Below are 15,609 nucleotides of genomic sequence, written 5' to 3'. Positions count from 1 at the left end.
CGATCCCCTCTGGAGATCGTCAATCCGCGTAAACGCCCGCCGCCTTGATCACAGGCGCCCACTTGGCAACCTCAGCCAGCACAAAAGCCTTGTGCCCTGCCGGATCGTTGCGGGCGTCGTTGATGACCGAGGCACCACCAGCGTCTTGCTTGCGGATGAAATCCGGGTCTTTGACGGCCACCTTCAGGGCGTCATTGAGCTTTTTGAGCACCGCTGCGGGCGTGCCCTTGGGGGCATACAGGCCTTGCCAGATCGTGACGGTGAAATCCTTGAGACCGGCTTCACGCATGGTGGGCATGTCCTTGAGCACGGGCGAGGACAAACGCGCTGGCGTGGTCACGGCAAATGACTTGACCTTCTTGCCCTCGATCTGCGGGATCGTGGTCGTGGTCTGGTCGCACATCAAATCCACCTGGCCGCCGATCAGGTCGGTCATGGCGGGGGCCGTGCCTTTGTAGGGCACCGAGGTCATGTCCACCTTGAGCGTGGACTGGAACAACATGCCGCACAGGTGCGAGGCTGAACCGGGGCCTGCGTTGGCGATGTTGATCTTGCCCTTGTTGCCCTGAATCCAGGTGACCAACTCACCCATGGTGTTGACGGGCAAACTGGGGCGGCCAATCAGGTTCATCGGGTTTTCGCTGACCAAACCGATGTACTCAAAGTCTTTTTCCACGTTGTAAGGCAAGTTGCGGAAAAAAGTCGGCAAGGTCGCTTGCGCAATGTGCGTGAACAAAAGCGTGTAACCGTCGGCTGAGGCCTTGGCCACTTTGTTGGCCCCAATCGAGCCCGAAGCGCCGGCCGAGTTGTCGATCACGATGCTGTGCCCGCCCATGGCCTTGCTCATGGCCTGGGCCAGGTCGCGTGCAGCTTTATCGGTCGGCCCGCCTGCGGCATAAGGCAGCACGAAGGTGATGGACTTGTTCGATGCGGGGTAGTCTTGTGCGAAGGCGTTCGCAGACAAGAGCAAGGCACAAGCTACGGACACGGGCAAAAATGGGAAGCGCATGGTCAAACCTTTCAAAGAGAGGGGGATCAAGATTCATTGATCAGGTAAAGGACAGACTGCATCCAGCCCTGCATCATGACGTCAAGCCAAGGCTTTGCATACAGCCTGGGTGACATCGGCTGTCAGGGCTTTCCCGCCCAGGTCACCGGTGTGCAAGGCCGGATTGGCCGTCACGCTTTCGATGACCGCCATCAGGCGCTGGGCCGCAGCGGGCTCGCCAATGTGCTCGAGCAGCATGACCACCGACCAGAAGGTGCCCACCGGGTTGGCCAAGCCCTTGCCCATGATGTCAAAGGCGGAGCCGTGGATGGGCTCGAACATGCTGGGGTAACGGCGCTCGGGGTCGATGTTGCCCGTGGGCGCAATGCCCAAGCTGCCCGCCAGCGCAGCGGCCAGATCGCTCAGGATGTCGGCATGCAAATTGGTGGCGACCAGGGTGTCCAGTGTGGCCGGGCGGTTGACCATGCGGGCCGTGGCGGCGTCGACCAGCTCTTTGTCCCACTTCACATCGGGAAACTCTTTGGAGACCTGCACCGCGATCTCGTCCCACATGACCATGGCGTGGCGCTGGGCATTGCTCTTGGTCACCACCGTGAGCAGCTTGCGCGGGCGCGACTGCGCCAGCTTGAAGGCGTAGCGCAAGATGCGTTCCACGCCTGCGCGGGTCATGATGGACACATCGGTAGCGGCCTCGATCGGGTGGCCTTGGTGCACACGGCCGCCCACGCCCGAATATTCGCCCTCGGAGTTTTCGCGCACGATGACCCAGTCCAGGTCTTGGGGCGTGCAGCGCTTCAAGGGCGCATCGATACCCGGCAGGATGCGCGTGGGCCGCACGTTGGCGTACTGGTCAAAGCCCTGGCAGATCTTCAGGCGCAGGCCCCACAAGGTGATGTGGTCCGCAATGTCCGGGTCACCGGCCGAGCCAAACAAAATCGCGTCTTTGTCACGCAAGGCGTCCAGGCCATCGGCGGGCATCATCACGCCGTGCTGGCGGTAGTAGTCGCCACCCCAGCCAAAGTTCTCAAACTCAAAAGCAAAAGTGCCACAGGCTTGCGCCAAGGCCTGCATGACTTGCTGGCCTGCGGGGATGACTTCTTTGCCAATGCCGTCTCCGGGGATGGTGGCGATGCGGTAGGTTTTCATATGAATGCGGGATGGGTGTTGAAAGGTGCAGACATTCTGGAGCCGGAACAGATCAACAAACACCCTAAAATTCAATCCATTGTTAACCTGATATCAACAATGGAACCACGCCTGCAAGCGGCCGATCTCGGCTTTTTTTCTGCACTGGCCATGGCGGGCAGCCTGAGCGCCGCTGCGCGTGAGCTGCGCATCACCACGGCCGCCGTGAGCAAGCGCCTGTCGCACATGGAGTCGCGCCTGGGGGTGCCCCTGGTCAACCGCACCACCCGCCGCATGAGCCTGACGGTGGAAGGCGAAACCATGCTGCGCCACGCCCGCAGCATCCTGGCCGAGATGGCCGATCTGGAACAGCAGTTGGGCGCCAGCCGCTCCACGCCCAGCGGCCTGCTGCGCATCAACGCCACGCTGGGCTTTGGGCGCAGCCACATCGGCCCGCTGATCAGCCGCTTTGTGCGGCAATACCCGCAAGTCGATGCACAGCTGCAGCTGTCGGTGGACCCGCCCTCGCTGACCGACGACGCGTTTGACGTGTGCATCCGCTTTGGCCCGCCGCCCGACACCCGCGTCATTGCACGCAAGATCGCCGACAACCAACGCTTGCTGTGTGCATCGCCCGCCTACCTCCAGGCACATGGCGAGCCCAAAACCCCAGCCGAGCTGGCCCGGCACAACTTCATCAGCATCCGCCAAGGGGGCGAAGCCTATGGCGTGGTCAAACTCACACGCGGCAAACAAGGCCCCACCGAGACCATCAAAACCCGCGGCAACCTGACCACCAACGACGGCAGCATCGCGGTGCAATGGGCGCTGGACGGCCACGGCCTCTTGCTGCGGGCCGAATGGGACGTCCGCCAGCACCTGGCCAAGGGCCAGCTGGTGCAAGTGCTGCCGCAGCACCACACACCCGATGCCGACATTTATGCGGTCTACCCCGCGCAGCACAAATCGGCGGCGCGGGTGCGGGCGTTTGTGGACTTTGTGGCCGAGGCGTTCAGGCCCGCCAGGCCTTGAGGGATCAAGGCCTGATTTTTTCTGGACGCAGTTTTTGTGTCCATGTTGCTTCACTCAAGTCGGAGACTTCATCGATTTGGCCACCAAGGCAGGCATTGTTTGAGCGATTGAATTTGCCCAGCTTCATCATGCAGGCGGTAGCCGGTTTGTTGCCCCAGCACTTGCTGCCATTCGGGACTTTGCAACACTTGCCGTAAAGCGATCACGGCCGGGTTGTTCAAGGCCGATTTCAGGCACACGAGCCAGTAGTTCTCTTGGGTCAGGGGCACAAAATCCAGTTTTTGGGCTTGTGCAGCGGATGCAATGCCCAGCCCCAAATCAGCGTGGCCCGAGGCGATGCGGGTGGCCACGGCAGAGTGTGAGGGCTCCTCGTTGTCGTAGCCAGTGGGCAAGCTTGCAGGCTTGTGGGTTTGCAGCCATTGGTCCAAAAGCAGACGGGTGCCGGTGCCCAGTGTCCGGTTGACCAAGCGCAGGTCTGCCCGCGTCAGGTCGTGCCAGCCCGAGATGTTCTTGGGGTTGCCTGGGGCCACCATCCAGCCTTGCTCGCGGCTGGCAAATCCGATCAGTTTGTGGTGCCCGGTTTTCAGCAAAGGCTTGTATGTGCGGGCCGTCAAGGTACTGGCATCGGGTTGCAAAGGGGCATGAAACCCTGCGACGGTGCAGCGGCCTTCGTTCAAAGCGCGGATCGCATCCACGCTGCCACAAAAGCGCATGTCCAAGTGCAGGGATTGCCGGGCACTGTGTTCCCTGAGTTTGACCAGCGCATCGTCGTGGCTGGCATAGACCGTCAACAAATGGCTGCCAGGGTCAAAGGCCACGGCAAATGTTTTTTCCAGTTCGGCTTGCAAAGCGCTGATCTGGGGGACCAGCCTGGCTTGGGCTTGGCGCTCGGCCCACAGCAGCTTGTCGGCAAATTCCGTCAGGCGGGCGGCTTGGCCTTTTTCCCAAAGAATCAATGGCTGGCCGAGCACTTGTTCCCAGCGCTTGAGTTCGCCCCAGACATGGCGATAGGACAAATCCAAAACGCGGGCAGCGCCCGCAATGGAGCCGGTTGCCCGCACGGCTTGCAGCATGTCCATCAAAGGATTGCGCAGGGGGCTGATTTGGTCACGCTGCTGCGCCTGCGCTTGATGCGGGGTCCAGCTGTAAGAGAGGTTGATGTGTTGCACGGGCAGAAGTGTGCCTCATTGCGAACGGTGACAGTCCATCGCGTGCCCGGGATGTATGCAACGCATTTCATAGCGGATATCCCTGAGCCAAAAATGAGCTTTCGTCCCTTAGGATGACTGCACAAACAAGAACACCTTGTCAGGCCATTTCCAGACGGTTGTGCTGTGGCTCGCCTCACTGCGGTCCTGCTTTGCGGGTCGTGAGCCCATCGGTTGAAGATCGGCCTGAAACTGGATGCACGCCAAGGACTTGGGTCCTCGGGATCTGGGGTGTTTGTGCGTTGAAATGAAAAGTGAAACCCTCAAAAAGGAGACAGGAATGCAGGTTCAACTCAAGGTCAACGGCAAGGCCGTTGCGGTGGAGGCAGCGCCCCATACTTTGCTGGTGCAAGCATTGCGCGAGCATCTCAAACTCACGGGCACACATGTGGGCTGCGACACGGCCCAATGTGGTGCCTGTACCGTTCTCATGAATGGCCGGGCCGTCAAGTCCTGCAACATGCTGTTGGCGCAAGCTGCTGGCTCCGAGGTCGAAACCATCGAAGGCCTTGCGGCGGCCGATGGGACCATGCACCCCATGCAAGCAGCCTTCAAGGAGTGCCATGGATTGCAATGCGGTTTTTGCACCCCAGGCATGGTCATGAGCGCACTGGATTTGTGCAAACGTCAACCGAATGCGGGTGAACACGAAGTCCGTGAGGCGCTGGAAGGCAATATTTGCCGCTGCACCGGTTATCAAAACATTGTCAAGTCCGTGCTGCAGGGTGCAGCGGCCATGAAATCTTAAGGAGATCGAACATGGGTGCTTCCGATTTCGCCAACCTGCCCCACATTGGGGAATCCCTCCGCCGCAAGGAGGACTACCGTTTCCTGACCGGGGCGGGCCAGTACACCGACGACATCGTGCTGGCCAATATGGCCCAGTGCTACTTTGTCCGTTCGCCCCACGCACACGCCAAAATCCGCAGCATCGATAAATCGGCAGCTCTGGCAGCGCCGGGTGTCATCGGTATTTTGGATGGCCAGGACGTGGCCGCTGACAAGATCAATGGTTTGCCTTGCGGCTGGTTGATCACCAGCACCAACGGCGAACCCATGAAAGAGCCGCCACACCCCATTTTGGCCTTCGAAAAAGTGCGTTATGTGGGCGACCACGTCGCCATGGTCGTGGCAGAAACCTACGAACAAGCCCGCAATGCCGCCGAATTGGTGGTGGTGGATTACGAACCCTTGGCTGCGGTGGTGGATGTGCGTGATGCGCAAGCCCCGGGCGCACCTGTGATCCACGACATTGCCTCCAACAACCAGTGCTACAAATGGGCCATTGGTGACAAGGCGACCGTCGATGCCACATTTGCCAATGCTGCGCATGTGACCAAGCTTGACCTGGTCAACAACCGTTTGGCCCCCAACCCCATGGAGCCGCGTGCGGCCATCGGGCACTACAACCGGGCCGGTGACGATTACACCCTGTATGTCTCCAACCAGAACCCGCACGTCGAGCGATTGCTTTTGACGGCATTTGTGATGGGCCTGCCCGAACACAAAGTTCGTGTGATTGCCCCCGATGTGGGCGGCGGCTTTGGTGCCAAGATTTATCTGTACGCAGAAGATGTTTGCCTGACTTGGGCCTCCAAAAAGCTCAACCGCCCCATCAAGTGGAACTGCGACCGTTCTGAAGCGTTCCTGTCTGACGCCCATGGCCGTGACCACGTCAGCCATGCAGAGTTGGCCATGGACAAGGATGGCAAGTTCTTGGGTTTCCGCGTCCACACCGATGCCAACCTGGGCGCGTACCTGTCGACGTTCTCAACGGCCGTTCCGACCATCCTTTACGCCACATTGCTGGCCGGTCAGTACAAAACGCCACAGGTCTATGTGGAGGTCGACGCATGGTTCACCAACACAGCGCCCGTGGATGCCTACCGAGGCGCAGGTCGACCCGAGGCGACCTACTTGCTGGAGCGCATCGTGTCTCGCGCGGCTTGGGAAATGGGTCTGTCTCAAGACGAAATTCGCCGTCGCAATTTCATCACCGAGTTCCCCTACCAGACACCGGTTGCCTTGCAGTACGACACCGGTGACTTCCACGCCTGCCTGAAACAAGCCAATGAATTGGCCGATGTGGCAGGTCTTGAGCAACGCAAAGCGCAATCCAAAGCCAAAGGCTTGTTGCGTGGCTTGGGTTATTCCAGCTACATCGAGGCTTGCGGCCTGGCCCCTTCCAATGTGGCAGGTGCTCTGGGTGCGCGTGCAGGCCTGTTTGAGTGCGGTGAAGTGCGTGTGCACCCCACGGGCAGCGTGACCGTTTTCACCGGTTCGCACAGCCACGGCCAAGGCCACGAAACCACGTTTGCACAGGTGGTGGCCGCTCGCTTGGGCCTCTCGCCCGAGCAAGTGGACATCGTGCACGGAGACACGGGTCGGGTGCCCTTTGGCATGGGCACTTATGGTTCGCGCTCCATCTCGGTGGGCGGTGCAGCCATCATGCGGGCGTTGGACAAAATTGAGGCCAAAGCCAAGAAAATTGCGGCGCACCTGATGGAAGCCAGCGATGCCGATGTGGACTTTGCCGGTGGTGAATTCAAGGTCAAGGGCACGGACAAAATGGTCACATTTGGCCAAGTGGCCCTGACCGCCTATGTGCCCCACAACTACCCGCTGGACAAGTTGGAGCCCGGTCTCAATGAAACAGCCTTCTATGACCCGACCAACTTCACCTTCCCGGCCGGCACCTACATTTGCGAGGTCGAAGTCGATCCGGCCACAGGCCAAGTTCGTGTGGACCGGTTCACTGCGGTGGATGACTTTGGCACCATCATCAACCCGATGATTGTGGAAGGCCAGGTCCACGGTGGCTTGGTTCAGGGCATCGGTCAAGCGCTGCTGGAGCACTGCGTGTACGACCGCGAAACCGGGCAACTGGTCACAGGTTCGTTCATGGACTACGCCATGCCCCGCGCCGACGATTTCCCTTCCTTCACGATTGGCCATGTGTGCACGCCTTGCACCACCAACCCTTTGGGCACCAAAGGTTGCGGTGAAGCCGGTGCCATCGGCTCGCCGCCTGCGGTGATGAACGCTGTGCTCGACGCCTTGGCCCCCCTGGGCGTGAAAGACCTGGACATGCCCGCCAGCCCGAACCGGGTATGGACCGCCATTCAACAAGCCAAAGCCTGAGGAACCACAACATGTACGCATTCGCATACGAACGTCCCGCCGCATTGGCAGACGCACTGGCCAAAATCTCTGCCGGAGGTCAAGCTCTGGCAGGGGGCCAAACCCTGATCGCCTCCCTCAAGCAGCGCCTGGCCCAGCCCGGCAGTTTGGTTGACTTGGCAGGTGTCGGTGAACTGAGCGGGATCAAAAAAGAAGGCAACACATTGGTCATTGGTGCCATGACACGCCATGAGTTTGTGGCCGACAGCGCCGAAGTGAAAGCCACGATCCCGGGATTGGCCGCACTGGCGGGCCAAATCGGTGACCGCCAAGTCCGTGCCATGGGCACCATGGGCGGCTCGGTGGCCAACAACGACCCCGCAGCTTGCTACCCCAGCGCCGTTTTGGCATTGGGTGCCACAGTGCAAACGAACAAGCGGAAAATCGCGGCTGACGATTTCTTTCAGGGCATGTACACCACGGCGCTGGAAGAAGGTGAATTGATCACCGCGATTCATTTCCCTGTGCCCCAAAAAGCGGCCTATGCCAAGTTCCGCCAAGCAGCTTCGCGCTTTGCGTTGGTGGGCGTGTTTGTGGCACAAACCGATCAAGGCGTTCGCGTGGCCATCACCGGTGCGGGCAATGGCGTGTTTCGCCATGCTGGCTTGGAAGCGGCCTTGTCGAAAAGCTTCACGGCCGAGGCTGTCGAAGGTGTGTCGATTGATGCGAATGAACTCAATGGCGACTTGCATGCCAGCGCTGCGTTCCGTGCCCAATTGATCAAGGTGCAAACACAGCGGGCGGTGCAACAAGCCAATGCGTGAAACCATTCACGATTTTGTGAGCATCGATGCATTGACCCACGCCCTGGAGGGTGTGGGTTATCACGCGCCTCGTCGTCTGGCGACATCGGTCTTTTTGGCCATGAAGCTCAAAAGGCCTTTGTTGCTCGAAGGCGAACCTGGTGTTGGCAAAACAGAATTGGCCAAAGCACTGGCCAAGGTGTTGGGGCGGCCCATGCTGCGCCTGCAGTGTTACGACGGCATGGAGCAGCGCGAAGCCTTGTACGAGTGGAACCATACAGCGCAGCTGCTGCACATGCGTGCGGCGCAAGCCACCCACACCGTGGCCGAAATCGAGCAAGAGGTCTATCAAGAGCGCTACCTGATTCGTCGGCCTTTGTTGCAGGCCTTGCAAGCACCGGCTCCGGGTGCCGTTTTGCTGATCGATGAGGTCGACCGTGCCGATGAACCGTTTGAGGCCTTCTTGCTGGAATACCTTGGCGAATACCAAGTGAGCATTCCAGAGTTGGGCACGATCAAGGCCCAAGTGGCACCGATCACCATCCTCACCAGCAACCGCACGCGCGACCTGAACGATGCCGTGAAACGGCGTTGTCTTTACCAGTGGTTGGATTACCCTGAGCGTGAACGGGAACTGGCCATTGTGCAAAGTCAAGTGCCTGAGGCCGCACCGATGTTGACCGAAGCCGTCACACAATTTGTGTCTCGGCTGCGTGCGATGCCATTTGCCAATGCATTCCAGCGCTCCCCGGGCATCGCCGAGAGTGTGGAATGGGCCAAGGCACTGGTGGCACTGGACACACTGGAGCTTGACCCGGAAGTGATCCAGGACACGGCCGGTATCTTGTTCAAGCAGCGTGAGGATGTGGCAGCTTTGATCCCCATGATCGACGAGCTTTTGCGACCTGAGCCGCAGTCGGCTTGATGCCATGAAACTGGGTGACGCCCGAAGTGGCAAACTGCCTCAGAACATCGTGGGCTTGGGTCGGGCCTTGCGGCGAGCGGGTGTGCCCATTGACAGCCAAGGCATGGCGCTGGCCATTGAAGCGGCCAGCATCGTGGGTCTTGAACGAAAAGACGATCTGCACGCAGCACTTGGCACGGTTTTGATCCATCGTCAGCAGGACATGGAGGTCTTTGACCAGTTGTTTTCGGCCTTGTTCAGAAACCCCGAACTGGCCCAGCAACTGTTGGCGCAAATGTTGCCCAAGGTGCGTCAAGGTCAGCCCCCATCACGCAAAGCCAGGGTGCAAGAAGCCTTGGCTGCCACCTCCAAAAAAGAAGGCGGCCCACGCCAAGAAAGTGAAATCCAACTGGATGCGGCCATGACCGCCAGTGACCGCCATCGCCTGCAGCATGCCGATTTCGCGACACTGAACGCCAGTGAGTTCCGCCTGATTGAACGCTTGGTTCGAGACATTCCCTTGTCTTTGGCACCGGTGCCCGGTCGCCGCACACGCGCTGGCACACGCGGCCAACGCCCCCATTGGCCTGCCGCCATGCAGCAAGCAGGTCGCTCAGAGGGAGAATTGTTGTGGCTGCCTCAACGGGCGCGTCGCCCGCAGGTTTTGCCCTTGCTGGTGCTGGTCGACATCTCGGGATCGATGGAACGCTATGCCCGATTGCTTTTGGCCTTCTTGCACCAGGCCACCCGGGCCCACCCGCGCTCTGTTTTTGCCTTTGGCACTGACCTGTCGGACCTGCGTCCTGCTTTCAAGCACAAAGACACCGATCGCATGCTGGAGGAGGCCAACACACGGATCTCTGATTTCGCCGGTGGCACCCGCTTGGGCGCGTCCTTGACCACTTTGCGCGAGCGTCATGCGCGTTGCCTGGTTGGGCGCAGAACCATGGTGCTGCTCATCAGCGATGGCTTGGACACAGGCGCACCTGAACAATTGCAGTCTGAAGTGCAGTGGCTCAAAAGGCATTGCCGCCAACTGTTTTGGCTCAATCCCCTCTTGCGCTTTGATGGCTACGCGCCGCTGGCCAGCGGTGCTCAAGTCTTGCATCAACACGCAGATGGCATGCTGGCTGTTCACAATCTCAGCAAACTTGAAGACCTTGCACAAGCCATCAGCAAGCTCATGAAACGTTCAAACCATTCCCCCATTTCATTTGACAGGAGAAACTCATCATGGACATGACTGGACAACGCACCTTACAAGTGACGCAGCAGCAAGCCTGGGAGGCGCTGAATGACCCCGACATACTGAAGGCCTGCATTCCCGGCTGTCAAAGATTCGAGCCCTCGGGTGATCAAAAATTCGCCGTCGCAGCAGGCATCAAAATGGGTCCGGTCTCGGCCATGTTCAATGGCAGTGTCCAGCTCACGGACATCGTGGCCCCCCAAAGTTACAAACTCAACTTCGATGCCCAAGGTGGGGTGGCCGGTTTTGGCAAAGGGGAGTCTTCCGTCGAAATCAAGCCACTGGAAAAGGGCTGCGAATTGCATTACACCGTGCACTCCTCGGTGGGTGGAAAAATCGCACAGTTGGGCCAACGCTTGATCGATGGCGTGGCCAAAAACATGGCCGAAGACTTTTTCAAACGGTTTGAAGCTGAACTCGAAAAACGCTACCCGCCCGCCGAAGAACCGATTCCCCAACAATCTGCGCCTGCACAGACATCCGCTGGCGTGCCTGTTTGGATGTGGGCTGCGGGCGCAGCTGTTGCCCTGGCCGTGGTGGTCATGGTGACCCGCTGATTGACAGCCCCAGACGATGGAAAATCTCGACCTCATGGTGTTGAACCAGCTGTTGGGCTGGCGTGCACAGGGCCAAAAAGCCTTGTTGGCCACTGTGGTGCGAACATGGGGCTCTTCACCTCGCCCCGTGGGCTCCATCATGGCGCTTTGTGAAACCGGGTCCGTGGTGGGCTCGGTTTCTGGTGGTTGCATCGAAGACGATCTGATTTATCGCTACAAGCGCATCAGTCAGCCGACCGCTGCCCATCCCTCAGAAAATCTGACACATGACATCCCAGACAGTCCCCCTGAGCGGGTGACCTACGGTGTCACCGCTGATGAAGCGCACCGTTTTGGTTTGCCCTGTGGCGGAACGCTGGAGCTTGTGCTCGAATTCAATCCCGAAGTGGCTGAACTCCAACAACTGGTGGACATGCTCACCCAAGGTCAAATGGTTCATCGGCGCACTGACATGTCCACCGGAAAGGTGACCTTGTTGCGGGCGTTGCAACCCCAAGCGTTGAGTGACGATGGCAAGGACCTTTGCAATTGTTTCGGCCCTGAATACCGCATGTTGCTGATTGGTGCCGGTCAATTGACGGAATACTTGGCGACGATGGCCTTGTTTTGCGGCTTTGCAGTGACGGTCTGTGATCCCCGCGAAGAGTACCGCAGTGGCTGGCAGGTGGCCGGGGTGACTCTGCTGTCTGACATGCCCGACGATGTGGTCAAAGTTTTCCACGTCGACAAACGCACTTGCGTGATTGCTCTGACACACGACCCCAAACTCGATGATCTGGCCTTGTTGGAAGCTTTGAGCTGTGATGCACTGTACGTTGGCGCGATTGGCTCTCGACGCAACGATGAGGCCAGGCGCTCACGCATGGTTGAACACTTTGATCAAACTCAGGAAAGTCTTGCGCCTCTGCGCGGACCGATTGGCATTTTCATTGGCAGCAAAACACCGCCTGAAATTGCAGTCAGCGTGATGGCGGAAGTGCTGGCCGTGAAAAATGCGGTGCCACTGCCACGCGATATGCAAGTGGGGCCCGCCAAAGAACAACTGCTGCCCAGCCCTCGATCAGAAGCTGTTTGCTTTTTGCCTGAAAAATAGCCTGGTGTTTTGATTTCTTCCTTTCCGGACGAATTCAAAACATCACCCTGCAAGCCCGATCACCACCGCATTGGGCTCTAGAGCGGCCATCGCGTTTTGCCGAAGTTTGAGGGGTGACTCGGCATCAGCGAACCCCACCAGGACCAATCCTGGCGTGAGTTGCAATGAGACCTCTAGCCCTGCAGCACCCGTTCCTCGGCGCACCACTTTGCCACGCAGCAGATTGACTTCGCCAGCGCCCACGATGGTGGGTGCCACCGTCACAGCAGTGGCTTTGAACATGGCCAACACCTTCTGCCCGGGTTGAAGACTCAGCAGTTGCAGACTCTCCAGCGTGATTTTCGACGTCAATCCTTGCCCATCGGGCAGTTCAAGAACGACGGTTGCTGCGCCTTTTGACACACGTATGTCCTGAACCTGACACGGCATCTGGTTGCGCATGCTGGTTCGAAGGCCCATGCCAGCGATACCGCGCAAATTCAGTCCCAAGCCGTCGGCAGAGCGAACAAATTGGGCGAGCGCATTTTCGCGAGCCGAACTCAGCAGGTCAGCGGCCTCCAACACCTGAAGGCCGGCAGGCGTGAGTTTGGCGCCTCCTCCGCCCGAACCGCCCACGGCTTTCTCCACCAGAGGAACCCCGGCCAGATTACTCAGCGTCTCAAGGGCCTGCCAAGCCGCTTTGTAGCTCACGCCATTGGCTCGTGCAGCCTCAGAGATGGACCCCGCATGGTGCATGGATCTCAACACTTCCAGGCGCTTGTCTACAGCAGGGGCTCCCAGGACGTCGTCAAATTGAATTTTTGGAGCAGACATGCTCAGTCCCTCAAGGTGATGGCACCGCTATTCCTATGTAGAATAACGAAACGCAATTGATTTCATATTTTCCCATAGCGAAGGGCATCATGAAAAAACAAGAATGGGGGCGACTCGTGATCGCCCTGATCGCAATGGTCATGCCTGTGACCCTTCTGGCCGCCGAAGCCAGTGTGGCGGTCGCGGCGAACTTTACGGCCCCTATGAAGCGCATCGCGCAAGACTTTGAGCGTGACACAGGCCACAAGCTGACATTGGCATTTGGGGCCACAGGCCTGTTCTACACGCAAATCCGGAATGGTGCGCCGTTTTCGATCCTGCTGTCGGCCGACGACACGACGCCTCTCAAACTGGAGAAGGAAGGGCTGGGGGTGCTAGGCGCGCGGTTCACCTATGCCATTGGCAAGTTGGTCTTGTGGAGCAAAAAGCCGGGATTCGTCGATGCCCATGGAGAGGTGCTTCGCAGCGGGCGGTTCGACAAAATCGCCATCTCCAACCCCAAACTTGCTCCTTATGGCGCAGCGGCCATCGCGGCACTGGACAAGATGGGCTTGCGCGAGCGCATCGCACCCAAGATCGCAGAGGGGTCCAACATCACCCAGACCTTCCAATTCGTCTCGTCGGAGAATGCGCAACTGGGATTCATCGCCCTGTCTCAGGTTTACGAAAACGGCAGGATCAAGGAAGGCTCTGGGTGGGTGGTGCCCTCTTCCATGCATGCCCCGATCCAGCAGGATGCTGTTTTGCTGAACCCAGGCAAGGACAATGCCGCTGCCGCCGCACTCCTCCAATACCTCCAGGGTGACCAGGCCAAGGCGGTCATCCGTTCATTCGGGTACGAACTTCAATCATCCATGAAGCCCTCAAGCCAATGAACGGTGCCCTCACCCCTGAAGCTTGGCAGGCCATCGGTTTGACGCTCAAACTGGCAGCGCTGTCCTCGGCTTTGCTGCTGTTGATCGCCACGCCACTGGCCTGGTGGTTGTCCCAGACACCGTCGCGCTGGCGCTCCCCGATCAGCGCCTTGGTCATGCTCCCCTTGGTGTTGCCGCCTACCGTGCTGGGGTTTTACATCTTGGTGCTGCTGGGTCCACACGGTTGGGTGGGACAGCTCACACAAGCGGTGGGTTGGGGCCTTCTGTCATTTTCATTCACCGGACTGCTGATCGGCTCGATCATCTTTTCTCTGCCCTTTGCGGTGCAGCCCATTCAGTCTGCATTTGAAGCCATGGGCACAAGACCCATGGAGGTTGCAGCCACACTGCGGGCCAGACCCATCGACGCCTTTTTTTCAGTGGCGCTGCCATTGGCCAAGCCCGGTCTGTTGACCGCGACTGTGCTGAGCTTTGCGCACACGGTTGGCGAGTTTGGGGTGGTGCTGATGATCGGCGGCAACATTCCGGGGCAAACCCGCGTGGTGTCCACACAAATCTACGGCCATGTTGAAGCGATGGAATATGCCCAAGCTCATGGCTTGGCTGCGGGCATGGTCGTCTTTTCATTTGCCGTTTTGATCACATTGGCGCGACTGAAAAGACGCAGTGACAAAGTCCTGTCATGACCACTTCACCCCAGCTTCGCATCCAAGTTCAGCTCGACCGCAGCGACTTCGCACTGAAGGTGGACCTCACCCTGCCAGTCAACGGCATCACGGTCTTGTTTGGGCCGTCCGGTTCAGGCAAAACCACCCTGTTGCGCTGTGTGGCCGGTTTGGAGAAGGCCCAGGGTCTCATCTCATTCGGCCATGAAATATGGCAAGACAGTGAAAAACGACTTTTCAAGCCCACATGGCAGCGTCAAATGGGTTATGTCTTTCAGGAAGCCAGCCTTTTTGAACACCTGAATGTCAAGCAAAACCTGCACTTTGGTCTGCGCAGGGCTGGTAAAACCAAACAAACGCAGGTTCTTGACGCGGCGTTGGAGCTGCTGGGCATTGGCCACCTGCTCGAGCGTGGCGTCACCACGCTGTCAGGCGGTGAGCGTCAGCGTGTGGCGATCGCCAGGGCCTTGGCCACACAACCTCAGCTGCTCTTGCTGGACGAACCGCTGGCCTCACTGGATGTCGCTCGGCGCAAAGAAGTCTTGCCCTGGCTGGAGAGGTTGCACGCAGAACTGAAGATCCCGATGCTGTATGTCACCCACTCGGTGGACGAACTCGCTCGCTTGGCCGATCAAGTGGTCATGCTCGATGGTGGCAACGTCCGATCTTGCGCACCGATGACCGAAGCCATGGTGTCGCAGGACATGGCCCTGGCCATCGGCGAAGAGGCGGGTATGGTGACCTTGGGCCGGGTCATGGAGCGCAACCCAGAGGACCACATGGCACAAATTCAATGGGGCGGCGGAACCCTTTGGGTGCGCGACCAGGGCGTTGCAGTGGGTCAAACCGTTCGTGTCCGCATCCTGGCCCGCGATGTCAGCCTCGCACTCTCCAATCACGAGGACTCCACCATACAAAACCGTCTGCAGGGCCTCATCGAATCGATAGATTCAGACGCCCATCCTTCGCAAGTTGTCGTGCGCGTGCGTTGCGGTCAAGCATTGATTCTTGGACGTGTCACACGCAGATCGCTGCGCCATCTGGCGCTTCGACAAGGTGCTTCGGTTTGGTGCCAGGTGAAATCCGTCGCACTCATTGTCTGAGGCAAAGTCGGGTTCAACCCACACAACGCCGACTCGATGGATGGCCACTGTGTGGT

At 59.0% G+C, this 15,609-nt stretch carries 15 protein-coding genes; 11 read left to right on the top strand and 4 right to left on the bottom strand.

Annotated elements, in window-relative coordinates:
• Positions 1-19 precede the first annotated feature (19 nt).
• On the bottom strand, positions 20-1,009 hold the full coding sequence (locus B9Z48_RS09810) for a tripartite tricarboxylate transporter substrate binding protein (protein ID WP_089959105.1): 990 nt from the start codon (positions 1,007-1,009) through the stop codon (positions 20-22).
• A gap of 81 nt (positions 1,010-1,090) precedes the next feature.
• Complete coding sequence (locus tag B9Z48_RS09805; protein ID WP_108378041.1) at positions 1,091-2,155, bottom strand: tartrate dehydrogenase; 1,065 nt, start codon at positions 2,153-2,155, stop codon at positions 1,091-1,093.
• A gap of 99 nt (positions 2,156-2,254) precedes the next feature.
• On the opposite strand from B9Z48_RS09805, the gene B9Z48_RS09800 reads away from it, so the two are divergent.
• On the top strand, positions 2,255-3,166 hold the full coding sequence (locus B9Z48_RS09800) for a LysR family transcriptional regulator (protein WP_108378206.1): 912 nt from the start codon (positions 2,255-2,257) through the stop codon (positions 3,164-3,166).
• A 68-nt stretch (positions 3,167-3,234) separates the two neighbouring features.
• On the opposite strand, the gene B9Z48_RS09795 is transcribed toward B9Z48_RS09800, so the two are convergent.
• A complete protein-coding gene (locus B9Z48_RS09795) occupies positions 3,235-4,326 on the bottom strand; it encodes a substrate-binding domain-containing protein (protein WP_233261086.1) in 1,092 nt (363 codons plus the stop codon).
• A 328-nt stretch (positions 4,327-4,654) separates the two neighbouring features.
• On the opposite strand from B9Z48_RS09795, the gene B9Z48_RS09790 reads away from it, so the two are divergent.
• The 7 genes from B9Z48_RS09790 to B9Z48_RS09760 are packed head-to-tail and all read left to right on the top strand — an operon-like array spanning position 4,655 to position 12,097.
• Positions 4,655-5,122, top strand: a complete 468-nt coding sequence (locus B9Z48_RS09790; protein ID WP_089959120.1) for a (2Fe-2S)-binding protein — start codon at positions 4,655-4,657, stop codon at positions 5,120-5,122.
• Between the two features lie 11 nt (positions 5,123-5,133).
• Positions 5,134-7,515: a xanthine dehydrogenase family protein molybdopterin-binding subunit gene (locus B9Z48_RS09785; protein WP_108378039.1), complete on the top strand. Its 2,382-nt coding sequence runs from the start codon at positions 5,134-5,136 to the stop codon at positions 7,513-7,515.
• An 11-nt stretch (positions 7,516-7,526) separates the two neighbouring features.
• Positions 7,527-8,318 carry a xanthine dehydrogenase family protein subunit M gene (locus tag B9Z48_RS09780; protein ID WP_108378037.1) on the top strand — a complete coding sequence of 264 codons (792 nt, stop codon included), beginning with the start codon at positions 7,527-7,529 and terminating at the stop codon, positions 8,316-8,318.
• The gene (locus B9Z48_RS09775) at positions 8,311-9,222 is read left to right on the top strand and encodes a MoxR family ATPase (protein ID WP_089958794.1); all 912 of its coding nucleotides are present in this window, start codon (positions 8,311-8,313) and stop codon (positions 9,220-9,222) included. The genes B9Z48_RS09780 and B9Z48_RS09775 overlap by 8 nt, the downstream gene beginning before the upstream one ends.
• A gap of 4 nt (positions 9,223-9,226) precedes the next feature.
• Complete coding sequence (locus B9Z48_RS09770; protein ID WP_108378035.1) at positions 9,227-10,444, top strand: VWA domain-containing protein; 1,218 nt, start codon at positions 9,227-9,229, stop codon at positions 10,442-10,444.
• Positions 10,435-11,004, top strand: coding sequence for a CoxG family protein (locus B9Z48_RS09765; protein ID WP_108378033.1), 570 nt, complete (start codon positions 10,435-10,437; stop codon positions 11,002-11,004). Before B9Z48_RS09770 ends, B9Z48_RS09765 begins: the two co-directional genes overlap by 10 nt.
• A 16-nt stretch (positions 11,005-11,020) precedes the next feature.
• A complete protein-coding gene (locus B9Z48_RS09760) occupies positions 11,021-12,097 on the top strand; it encodes an XdhC family protein (protein WP_108378031.1) in 1,077 nt (358 codons plus the stop codon).
• A gap of 42 nt (positions 12,098-12,139) precedes the next feature.
• Here the strand turns inward: B9Z48_RS09760 and B9Z48_RS09755 are convergent, their stop codons facing one another.
• The gene (locus B9Z48_RS09755; RefSeq protein WP_108378029.1) at positions 12,140-12,910 is read right to left on the bottom strand and encodes a TOBE domain-containing protein; all 771 of its coding nucleotides are present in this window, start codon (positions 12,908-12,910) and stop codon (positions 12,140-12,142) included.
• Positions 12,911-13,044: 134 nt separating this feature from the next.
• Between B9Z48_RS09755 and modA the strand changes: the two genes are divergently transcribed.
• From modA to modC, 3 genes are read left to right on the top strand one after another with little or no spacing between them, the layout of a single operon-like run.
• Complete coding sequence (modA, locus tag B9Z48_RS09750; protein WP_233261085.1) at positions 13,045-13,785, top strand: molybdate ABC transporter substrate-binding protein; 741 nt, start codon at positions 13,045-13,047, stop codon at positions 13,783-13,785.
• Positions 13,782-14,471 (top strand): molybdate ABC transporter permease subunit, encoded by a 690-nt coding sequence (gene modB / locus B9Z48_RS09745; RefSeq protein WP_108378025.1) that lies wholly within the window; start codon positions 13,782-13,784, stop codon positions 14,469-14,471. The genes modA and modB overlap by 4 nt, the downstream gene beginning before the upstream one ends.
• Positions 14,468-15,553: a molybdenum ABC transporter ATP-binding protein gene (modC, locus tag B9Z48_RS09740; protein ID WP_108378023.1), complete on the top strand. Its 1,086-nt coding sequence runs from the start codon at positions 14,468-14,470 to the stop codon at positions 15,551-15,553. The genes modB and modC overlap by 4 nt, the downstream gene beginning before the upstream one ends.
• The last annotated feature ends 56 nt before the right edge of the window (positions 15,554-15,609 follow it).

Source organism: Limnohabitans sp. WS1, from assembly GCF_003063265.1.
Taxonomy (GTDB): Bacteria; Pseudomonadota; Gammaproteobacteria; order Burkholderiales; family Burkholderiaceae_C; genus Limnohabitans_A.
The sequence above is the reverse complement of the archived record's forward strand: the minus strand, read 5'-3'. Positions and strand labels throughout refer to the sequence as shown.

Coding starts and splice junctions, on each gene's coding strand:
- B9Z48_RS09810 (WP_089959105.1), bottom strand. CDS start 1,009: ATGCGCTTCCCATTTTTGCCCGTGTCCGTAGCTTGTGCCTTGCTCTTG.
- B9Z48_RS09805 (WP_108378041.1), bottom strand. CDS start 2,155: ATGAAAACCTACCGCATCGCCACCATCCCCGGAGACGGCATTGGCAAA.
- B9Z48_RS09800 (WP_108378206.1), top strand. CDS start 2,255: ATGGAACCACGCCTGCAAGCGGCCGATCTCGGCTTTTTTTCTGCACTG.
- B9Z48_RS09790 (WP_089959120.1), top strand. CDS start 4,655: ATGCAGGTTCAACTCAAGGTCAACGGCAAGGCCGTTGCGGTGGAGGCA.
- B9Z48_RS09785 (WP_108378039.1), top strand. CDS start 5,134: ATGGGTGCTTCCGATTTCGCCAACCTGCCCCACATTGGGGAATCCCTC.
- B9Z48_RS09780 (WP_108378037.1), top strand. CDS start 7,527: ATGTACGCATTCGCATACGAACGTCCCGCCGCATTGGCAGACGCACTG.
- B9Z48_RS09775 (WP_089958794.1), top strand. CDS start 8,311: ATGCGTGAAACCATTCACGATTTTGTGAGCATCGATGCATTGACCCAC.
- B9Z48_RS09770 (WP_108378035.1), top strand. CDS start 9,227: ATGAAACTGGGTGACGCCCGAAGTGGCAAACTGCCTCAGAACATCGTG.
- B9Z48_RS09765 (WP_108378033.1), top strand. CDS start 10,435: ATGGACATGACTGGACAACGCACCTTACAAGTGACGCAGCAGCAAGCC.
- B9Z48_RS09760 (WP_108378031.1), top strand. CDS start 11,021: ATGGAAAATCTCGACCTCATGGTGTTGAACCAGCTGTTGGGCTGGCGT.
- B9Z48_RS09755 (WP_108378029.1), bottom strand. CDS start 12,910: ATGTCTGCTCCAAAAATTCAATTTGACGACGTCCTGGGAGCCCCTGCT.
- modA (WP_233261085.1), top strand. CDS start 13,045: ATGGTCATGCCTGTGACCCTTCTGGCCGCCGAAGCCAGTGTGGCGGTC.
- modB (WP_108378025.1), top strand. CDS start 13,782: ATGAACGGTGCCCTCACCCCTGAAGCTTGGCAGGCCATCGGTTTGACG.
- modC (WP_108378023.1), top strand. CDS start 14,468: ATGACCACTTCACCCCAGCTTCGCATCCAAGTTCAGCTCGACCGCAGC.